Here is a 7,827-nt window from a genome sequence, read left to right on the forward strand (position 1 = left end):
GGCTGTACAGGACCACCGTACGAGCCTGGATGACCGCCAGGACCAAGGCCGTGAAGACGACCAGGCGGCGGGCATCAAGAGGAAAGGCAGACCGCACGGCGGTCTGCAAGGTATCGTGGGGGGGTCGGCTCCCAGGGGTTTTCATCGCAGAAACACCGTACAGGAGCCGACTTTCTGCTGCCCGTCACCCGTTTTGAAGAGTAGTCAGCTCAGAAACTCCCCAAAAAAGGCCCGCGCCGCCGCCTCGCCCCCGGCGGGCGCTTCCAGTTGCACGTGGTCAAGGCCGGAAATGAGGAGGGTCATGGGGACAAAATAGGGGTGAAGCTCCCGTCCACCTTGTTCGTTCCGTAGGGACAACTCTTTTCCCTCTTGGTCGAGGCTCAAGGTTTTCTGGCCGCCTGGCCGCGCCCGCTTGCGCTAGCCTGCCCAGCCATGCGGCCCCCCTGTGCCCCCCGGCTCGTCGTTGCCGTGCCCGCCCGCAACGAGGCGGCGGGGATTGCCCGCACCGTTCGCGCCCTGCTCGCGCAGGTGAACGGCAGCGGCCTGCCGCTTACGGGGTACGAAGTCTGGATGGTGGTGAACAACTCCAGCGACGACACGGCGCAGCGGGCGGCGGGAGCGGCGGCGGGTTCGCGGCGGGTGCGGGTGGTCACGCTGACCCTGCCGCCCGGCCAAGACAACGTGACGGGGGCGCGCCGGGCCGCACTCGACCTCGCGGCCCGGCGGCTGGGAGACGACCCAATGGGGGTGATAGCGACGACCGACGCCGACAGCGTGCCCGCCCCCGATTGGCTGTGGCACTTGCGGGCGGCCTTTGAGGCAGGGGCGGACGCCGCCTGCGGGCGCATCCTGCTGCGGCCAGAGGAGCGGGCGCGGCTGCCCGGTCCGGTGCGGCGGGTGTACCTGCAAGACGCAGCCTACCGCCTGGGGGCCGAGCGCCTCACCGCGCGGCTTAATCCTGACCCCTTTGACCCCTGGCCGCGGCATCACCAGCACTTTGGAGCCAATCTGGCGCTGACGCTGCGGGCCTACCGGGAGGTGGGCGGGGTGCCCGACGTGCCGCACCTGGAGGACGTGGCCCTGATGGGGGCGCTGCGGCGCTGCGACCTGCGGATTCGGCACACGCCGCACGCCCGCGTGTACACCAGCGCCCGCCTCACGGGGCGCGTGCCGGTGGGCCTGAGCACCCAGCTTGCCGAGTGGCACGCGGACCCGGCGGCCTGGCGGGTGCCCGGCGGAGCCGAAATCGCCGCCCTCGCCCGCGCCGAAGCCGCCCTGAAAGAAGCCCGGCAACGGGGCTGGAGCGCGGCGCTGCCGGGGCGCTGGCTGGCCCCCCCCGCCGCGCTGCGCGAAGCGCTGCGGGCACCCACCCTGGGGCTGGCCCTCGAAGCCGCCCATGCGGCCCGCCTGCGGGCCGGGCTGTGGCAGGGGCATTACGCCCCGGTGCCGGTGGCCCGCGCCCTGACCGAGGTGCGCGGGGAGCTGTGGGCGGCTCAGGACTGCGGTTTGCTCAGCACGTCAAGGCGGTAACGCTCGTGGCGCTCGCCGCCCCGGTGGGTGAGCGGCGCGGGCGTGCGGCAAAGGGCGGCTTCGTGCACGGCGTCCCCAGTCTGCGGGTAGTCATGGACCGGGGGGGTCCAGTGGACGAGCACCAGGTCACCGCCGGGGGCGAGGCGCTCTAGAAGCACGTCGAGCACCCGTTCGAGGTCAGCGCGGCTGAAGTAGTAGCCCACCTCCGAAAAGACAATGAGGTCAAAGGGGCCATCTGGAGCCTCGCCGGGAAGGCGGCGGCGCTCGAAGGTCACGTTCGCGCGCTCCCGGTTGCGCTCGCGGGCGCGGGCGAGGGCCTGCTCGCTCACGTCCACGCTGACGAGGTGGTCGACCCGCTCCGCCAGCATCCCGCTGAGCACGCCGATGGAGCACCCCACCTCCAGGGCGCGGGTATAGCGTTCCTGCGGCAGCGCGGCGAGGGTGCGGGCGTACTTGGCGTGCTCGTACTCGCTCGTCTCGAAGTTCCAGGGGTCGGGGTTGGCGCGGTAGACGGCCTCGAAATAGGCATCATCCAGGGTTTCGTCGGGGGGAGTCATTGTTCCTCCGTGGGTCGAAACTCATGGTACGTCTCGGTGCCCCCCAGCGCCCGCGCGAGCAAGCTGGCGGGGAGAACAAAACCGGGAGATAGCCCCGGCAGCGGGCCGAGCTGGGTGCGGTGGGCCTGAATCGCCCGGCGCTTGGCCGCCCGCCAGGGCTGCACGTTCAGGGTGAGGGGCCGGGTCTCGCCGGGGCGGGGGGAGTCTTCCGGGCCGCCGCGCTCCTCCAGCCAGACCGTATAGGCGAGCATCCGCACACCAGGAAAGGCGCGGGCCGCCCGCAGCAGCGGGGTCCAAGCCGCTCGGTGGTCCGGGTGGGGGTCGCGTGCCCAGGGCAGCAGTAGGGTGCCGGGCGGGGCCTCGCCCAGGGCGGTGCGGGCACCCCGCGTGAGGGCCTCGCCGTGCCGACTCAACTCGCCGTCGGGGAGGCCCAGGGTGCGGGTTCGCTCGGCGGGCACCCCCAGCGCGGCCAGGCCGGAGCGCCACTCCGCGAGCCGCGCCGCCGCCAGCCGCTCGCGGGAGCAAGCGGGCGAAGCCGGGTGGGACGCCCCCCCGTCGCTGAGGAGCAAGGCCCACACCTCCCGCTCCGCCTCTCCCAGCGCGGCGAGGAGGCCGCCGCAGCCCAGCGCCTCGTCATCGGGGTGGGGAGCCACCACCCACACCGGGCCGGCAAGCACTGCGGGGTCCAGCGGGGTTGGGGCAAGGGGAACCGTCACCCCTCCTCCCAGGGGTCCTCGGCGTCCCCCGCCTCCAGCACCCACCCGCCGACGAGGAGCCGCGCTGCGTCGGGGGCGGGTTGCCGGAGGTACATTCGCAGGTCGCGCACCAGGCGTTCTGTCGGCTGCGGCGCGAGCAGACCCCTGGCCCCGACCGCCCGCTCCGCCGCTTCGCAGGCGAGGAGGCAGGCGTCCTCGGTCGCGGTCCGGGCGAGGGCGACATAGGCGAGCAGGGGGGCGGGGTCCCTCTCCGCTGACTGGGCCTCCGGCCAGCCCTCCAGCCGCCGGGCCGCCTCACGGGTGAGCTGCCAAGCCCCCTCCAGCCGCAGGGCCACCTCGGCGAAGCGCAGGCGCTGCACGTCGTCCCCAGCGCGGCCTAGGCCCCGCAGCACCGCCCGCGCCGAGGCGACGACCGCGTCCGCCCCGCCGAGCTGTGCGGCGAGAAAGCGCAGCGCCCCCCCACCAAACTCCGGCTGGCGGTAGTAGTCGCCGGGCCGCCCAATCAGGTCGCCCGGCTCCACCCGCGCACCCCCGTAGTCCACCCGCCCAGAGACGGTCGCCCGCATCCCCAGCGGCTGCCAGAACTCCAGGTCGGGTACGCCGGGTTCGCGCTCGGCGGGCAGCAGGACCATCACCCGGCCCCCCTCGCCCTCGGCGGGGAGAAGCGGGCGGGTGACGTACCCCAGTCCGGAGGCGAAGGTCTTGCCGCCGGTCAGGTGCAGGCCCCCCGGCTCCCCCTCCAGCCGCAGCCCCGGCCCGTCTTCGGTGTTCCACACGCCAAAGAGGTGGCCTTGCGCTGCGTCCTGCGCGGCGCGGGCGAGCTGCGCGGGGGTGCCGTAGCGCCGCACCAGCGCCAGCGCGTTGGCATGTCCCTCGTACACCCGCGCGACCGGGAGGCTGGCCCGCCCCAGCGCCCGCAGCAGCGAGAGCAGAGGCAGTCCGCCCAGCCCCCGCCCGCCGAGCGCCGGGGGCAGGGTGACGGTGAGGAGGCCCGCTTCCCGCAACGCCCCGAAGGACGCGGCGGGAAAGGTGCCGTCCGCGTCCCGTACGGCGGCTTCGGCCTCGATGGCAGCGGCGACGGGGGCCGGAAGGAGCGGGGCGGGCAGCCCCGCCCGCGGCCCGGAAGGGGGACGACTCACCCGCGCACGATACGGCGGGCCGGGCATGGGGGACGATGACCAATCCGGCAGGCTTTTCTCATGTCGCAGGGTCGCCCCGCCCAGGCGGGCCGCAGGGAACATCTGGAGGCCGGGTGCTACACTCCGGCCTGAGCCGGGATGGCGGAATCGGTAGACGCATTCGACTTAAAATCGAACGCCCGTGAGGGCATACGGGTTCAAGTCCCGTTCTCGGCACCACGAAAATGCCCCGCAGCGCTGCGGGGCGTTGTCCTGCCGAGCTTTACTCACTCCACGTCAAAAGCGAGCACGCTGGCCTCGGACGTGATTTTGAAGCGGCGGCGCAGGTCGTCGATGACCCGGCGCTGCTCGTCGGTGCCCGCCCGGATGCCGTGGGGCACCTCGTCCGTAAGGTGGGGAAACTGTACCCCCTCCACCTCTACGCCGGGGCTGCCGTCCGGCAGGGTCACGAAGCGGGCGGGAACACTTCCGCCGGGAAGCACCATCGTGAAGTCGCGGTTTTGCTCCTGGGTCATGCCCCGACCGTAGCGGACGCAGGCGCGGGCAGGGGTGAGGGCAGCCTTTACCCCGCAGCCAGGTCCGCCCGCGCCTCATGCAGCAGCTCGGAGAGGCGGCTGAGGCAGCGGCTGTACTTCTTGGCGTAGGCTCCGTGGCGGTAGCTGTCGGCAAAGAGGGTGCCCAGCGGCGCTCCGGTTAGGGCCGCCCGCAGGCCGAGGTCATAGAGCTTGTCCACAAAATGCACAAAGCGCAGGGCGACATTCTGGTCGGGCATGGGCGCGAGGTCGGTGATGCCGAGGGCTTCCACCCCCGCGAGCAGCCGGGCAAAACGGCTGGGATGCACCTCCAGCAGGAGGCGGCCCAGGTCGCGGTGACTGACCACGGCGAGGCCTTCTTGGGGCTGCCGCGCCCCCCACGCGGCGAACTCGGCGGGGCTGAGGGGCTGGGCCGGGGCCGTCCCGCGCTGACGGTAGTCGGGGCCGTCGATGCGGTGCGTCTCAAAGCGGTCCGCGATGCCCTGAATCTGGCGCTGGAAGTCCGAAGCGTTGAAGCGGCCCTGCCCCAGCGCCCCCGGCTCGGTGTTGGAGGTCGCGACCACGCTCGTCCCGGCGGGCATCAGCTGGCCCAGAAAGGTATTCGCCATGTGGGTGTTGCCGGGGTCGTCGAGTTCAAACTCGTCAATCAGGAGCAGGTCGTGCCCACGAAAGGCCTCGACCGCCCGGCTCATGCCCAGCGCCCCAATCACGTACATCAGGTCCTGAAAGCTCATGAGCGCCCGCGTGCCGCCCGCCGCGTGGTAGGTGCTCGCCAGCAGGTGCGTCTTGCCCACCCCGAAGCCGCCGTCGAGGTAGAGGCCGCGGCCCTCCGGCTTGGCGCGGCGAAACAGCCGGAAGCCGCCGGGCCGCGCCTGCGCCCCCTGGAGGAAGAGTTGCAGGGCACGCCGGGCTTCTTCCTGGCTGGGAAAGTCGGGGTTGGGCTGGTAGGTCTCAAAGCGCACCCCTCGGAAGCGGGCGCTGGGGGCAAGGTCGGCGGTGAGGTCCTCCGGGCGGAGGCTGGGGCGGCGGGCGAGAAGGTCAATCACGGTGCCTCACGCCTCATCGGTGCACTTCCAGCTCGACCTTGAAGTTGCCCTGGCGCGTCTCGCTCACGACCCGCTTAAAGTCGATGCGGCCCAGGCCCTCGGCGCTGAGGCTGTCGCCCTCCTTGATGTCGCTGCTCGCGCGGGCGAGGGCACCGTTCAGCCGCACCTTGCCGCCGTCAATGCCCTGCTGGAAGTAAGCGCGGCTCACGCCGAAGCCCTTGGCCCCCACCACGTCCACCCGCATGGACGGCACGACGACCTCGCGGGTCTTGGCTCCGCGCCCCGCCGCCTCGCCGACCTCTTCGACCGCGACCTCGCGCCCGCCGAGTTCGGTGAGGGCGGCCAGTGTCGGCGCAGCTTTGCCCGTCGCCGCCACCAGAAAGCTGCCCCGCTCCTCGCGCACGTCGCCGAGCTGGTCTTCGGGCAACCCCAGCCGCCGCAGCTGCACGCCGAAATCCTGGAGGTCCCAGGCGGGGCCGGGGCCGGGGGTCACCCGCAACACGCTCACGCCGCTGTCCACCTCCGGAATGTGCGCGGGGTAGAGGGTCAGAACCACCCGGCGGGCATCGGGAAAGCCGCCCGCGAGGACAAAGCGCAGGTCGTCGTCTTGCAGCAGGCGGCGGTCAATCTCGTCCCCGTCCACAAAGGGGGTCCGCACCACGCGCCCGCCCCGCGCCTGGGCCACGAGGGTGCTGAGCTTGAGCTTCATGGGGCGAAGATAGCGCCCGGCGCAAGGAAAGCGGCAGGGCCGGGGGCCGGGGGCTAGACTGCCGCCATGAACGTTCACGACCCGCTTGGCCTGCCCGGTGCCCCGTTGGAGACCCACCGCGAGCTGATGGCGCTGCTCGCGGCTCAGGGCGAGGGGCCGGCCACCCTGTATCTGATTTCTGACGGGCAGGCCGAGCGGGACGCCGCACGCTACGCGGCCCTGGTGACGTGGGGAGACGAAGCTGTGGTCACCGTGCCCGCCTATGGCCCGGCCTATGGCCCGGCGGGGGCGAAGGCACTGGCCGAGCTGGTGGCGTGGACGCAGGCGCGGGGCTGGCCCGTGCGCGAGACCGTGCTGAATCCCTCTGACTTGGTGCGCGTGCTGGCCGAACCCGACGCGGAAGAAGTGGCCCGCCTGACCGCCGCGAGCAACCCCAGCGACCCGCGCCTCTACGGAGCGCGGCCCCAGTCGGAAGCGTAGCCGGGGCATCGGCGGCCCCGCGCTCCGGCGTCCCGCCGCCGTACACTGCCCCCATGTGGCTGTACGGACGGAATCCGGTGCTCGAAGCCCTGCGTGAGGGGCGGGTCAGCGAGGTGCTGCTCGCGCGGGGGGTCGAAGAGGCGTTCGTGCGCGACCTCAAGGCCAAGGGGGTGCGGGTGCGCTTTGCCCCGCGCATCGAACTCGACCAACTCGTAGGCACGACCGCGCACCAGGGCATCCTCGCGGAGGTCGAGGACCTCGCCTGGGCGGACGTAGGCGACATCCTGGACCGGGCACGGAGCCGGGGCGAGGACCTCCTCATCGTGCTCCTCGACGGCATCACCGACCCGCGCAACTTTGGGGCCATCATCCGCTCGGCGGAGGTGCTGGGGGCCCATGGGGTCGCGGTGGAGGAACGCCGCAGCGCTCCGCTCTCGCCGGTGGTCGCCAAAACGGCGGCGGGGGCCACCAGTTACCTCCCGGTCGCACAGACGAAGAACCTGCCCCGCCTCATCGACCGCCTCAAGGAGGAGGGCGTCTGGGTCTACGGGGCGGCAGGCGAGGCCGCGCAGGACGTGGGCCGCCTGGACTTGCGCGGCCCGGTCGCCCTGGTCATCGGGGCGGAGGGCGAGGGCTTACGCCGCCTCGTGCGCGAGAAGTGCGACGCCCTGGTGCGGATTCCCACGCGCGGGCAGGTCCAAAGCCTCAACGCCTCGGTCGCGGCGGGCATCCTGCTGTACGAGGCGATGCGGGCGCGGGAAGAAGGGTGAACACCCTGACTACTCTTCAAAACGGGTGACGGGCAGCAGAAAGTCGGCTCCTGTACGGTGTTTCTGCGATGAAAACCCCTGGGAGCCGACCCCCCCACGATACCTTGCAGACCGCACGGCGGTCTGCCTTTCCTCTTGATGCCCGCCGCCTGGTCGTCTTCACGGCCTTGGTCCTGGCGGTCATCCAGGCTCGTACGGTGGTCCTGTACAGCCTCAAAACCCACGTCACGTTGCCAGGCACGCTCACGGCCCGCTACCAGCGGCTGTGTCGCTTCGTCCAGTTTTCCTTTCCGGAGGGTCTCTTTCCCCGCTTCGCCCTTTCCTTCCTGCCAGAGGGTCCCTTGGAC

Annotated in this window: 9 protein-coding genes, 1 tRNA gene and 2 pseudogenes; 5 read left to right on the top strand and 7 right to left on the bottom strand. The window is 72.0% G+C overall.

The genetic code is table 11. From position 1 onward, the window contains the following. Nucleotides 1-145, bottom strand: a pseudogene (locus tag H565_RS16405) (IS4 family transposase); the annotation flags it as partial. A gap of 287 nt (nucleotides 146-432) precedes the next feature. On the opposite strand from H565_RS16405, the gene H565_RS14890 reads away from it, so the two are divergent. After that, entirely contained in the window at nucleotides 433-1,530 is a 1,098-nt protein-coding gene (locus H565_RS14890) for a glycosyltransferase family 2 protein (RefSeq protein ID WP_051363506.1), read from the top strand. Here the strand turns inward: H565_RS14890 and H565_RS0108815 are convergent. Genes H565_RS0108815 through H565_RS14895 form a run of 3 tightly spaced genes read right to left on the bottom strand, consistent with a single transcriptional unit; the run spans nucleotide 1,494 to nucleotide 3,942 of the window. Next, nucleotides 1,494-2,087: a class I SAM-dependent DNA methyltransferase gene (locus H565_RS0108815; RefSeq protein WP_027460711.1), complete on the bottom strand. Its 594-nt coding sequence runs from the start codon at nucleotides 2,085-2,087 to the stop codon at nucleotides 1,494-1,496. The two genes, H565_RS14890 and H565_RS0108815, sit on opposite strands and share 37 nt — an antisense overlap. Then, the gene (locus H565_RS0108820; RefSeq protein ID WP_027460712.1) at nucleotides 2,084-2,803 is read right to left on the bottom strand and encodes a PIG-L deacetylase family protein; all 720 of its coding nucleotides are present in this window, start codon (nucleotides 2,801-2,803) and stop codon (nucleotides 2,084-2,086) included. Before H565_RS0108820 ends, H565_RS0108815 begins: the two co-directional genes overlap by 4 nt. After that, nucleotides 2,800-3,942, bottom strand: coding sequence for an acyl-CoA dehydrogenase family protein (locus H565_RS14895; protein WP_051363507.1), 1,143 nt, complete (start codon nucleotides 3,940-3,942; stop codon nucleotides 2,800-2,802). Before H565_RS14895 ends, H565_RS0108820 begins: the two co-directional genes overlap by 4 nt. A 132-nt stretch (nucleotides 3,943-4,074) precedes the next feature. Between H565_RS14895 and H565_RS0108830 the strand changes: the two genes are divergently transcribed. Continuing rightward, nucleotides 4,075-4,161, top strand: a tRNA-Leu gene (locus H565_RS0108830). 47 nt (nucleotides 4,162-4,208) lie between these two features. Here the strand turns inward: H565_RS0108830 and H565_RS0108835 are convergent. The 3 genes from H565_RS0108835 to H565_RS0108845 are packed head-to-tail and all read right to left on the bottom strand — an operon-like array spanning nucleotide 4,209 to nucleotide 6,230. Continuing rightward, nucleotides 4,209-4,457: a hypothetical protein gene (locus H565_RS0108835; RefSeq protein WP_027460713.1), complete on the bottom strand. Its 249-nt coding sequence runs from the start codon at nucleotides 4,455-4,457 to the stop codon at nucleotides 4,209-4,211. Nucleotides 4,458-4,504: 47 nt separating this feature from the next. Then, entirely contained in the window at nucleotides 4,505-5,521 is a 1,017-nt protein-coding gene (gene zapE, locus H565_RS0108840) for a cell division protein ZapE (RefSeq protein WP_027460714.1), read from the bottom strand. Between the two features lie 13 nt (nucleotides 5,522-5,534). Continuing rightward, nucleotides 5,535-6,230, bottom strand: coding sequence for a S4 domain-containing protein (locus H565_RS0108845; protein WP_027460715.1), 696 nt, complete (start codon nucleotides 6,228-6,230; stop codon nucleotides 5,535-5,537). Between the two features lie 66 nt (nucleotides 6,231-6,296). Between H565_RS0108845 and H565_RS0108850 the strand changes: the two genes are divergently transcribed. From H565_RS0108850 to H565_RS16610, 3 genes and pseudogenes are all read left to right on the top strand, one after another. Further along, nucleotides 6,297-6,710, top strand: coding sequence for a DUF3197 domain-containing protein (locus tag H565_RS0108850; protein ID WP_027460716.1), 414 nt, complete (start codon nucleotides 6,297-6,299; stop codon nucleotides 6,708-6,710). Nucleotides 6,711-6,763: 53 nt separating this feature from the next. Next, entirely contained in the window at nucleotides 6,764-7,480 is a 717-nt protein-coding gene (gene rlmB, locus H565_RS0108855) for a 23S rRNA (guanosine(2251)-2'-O)-methyltransferase RlmB (RefSeq protein WP_027460717.1), read from the top strand. Nucleotides 7,481-7,548: 68 nt separating this feature from the next. After that, nucleotides 7,549-7,827: pseudogene (locus H565_RS16610) on the top strand (IS4 family transposase); the annotation flags it as partial.

The organism is Deinococcus murrayi DSM 11303 (genome assembly GCF_000482805.1).
GTDB classification, from domain to species: Bacteria; Deinococcota; Deinococci; order Deinococcales; family Deinococcaceae; genus Deinococcus; species Deinococcus murrayi.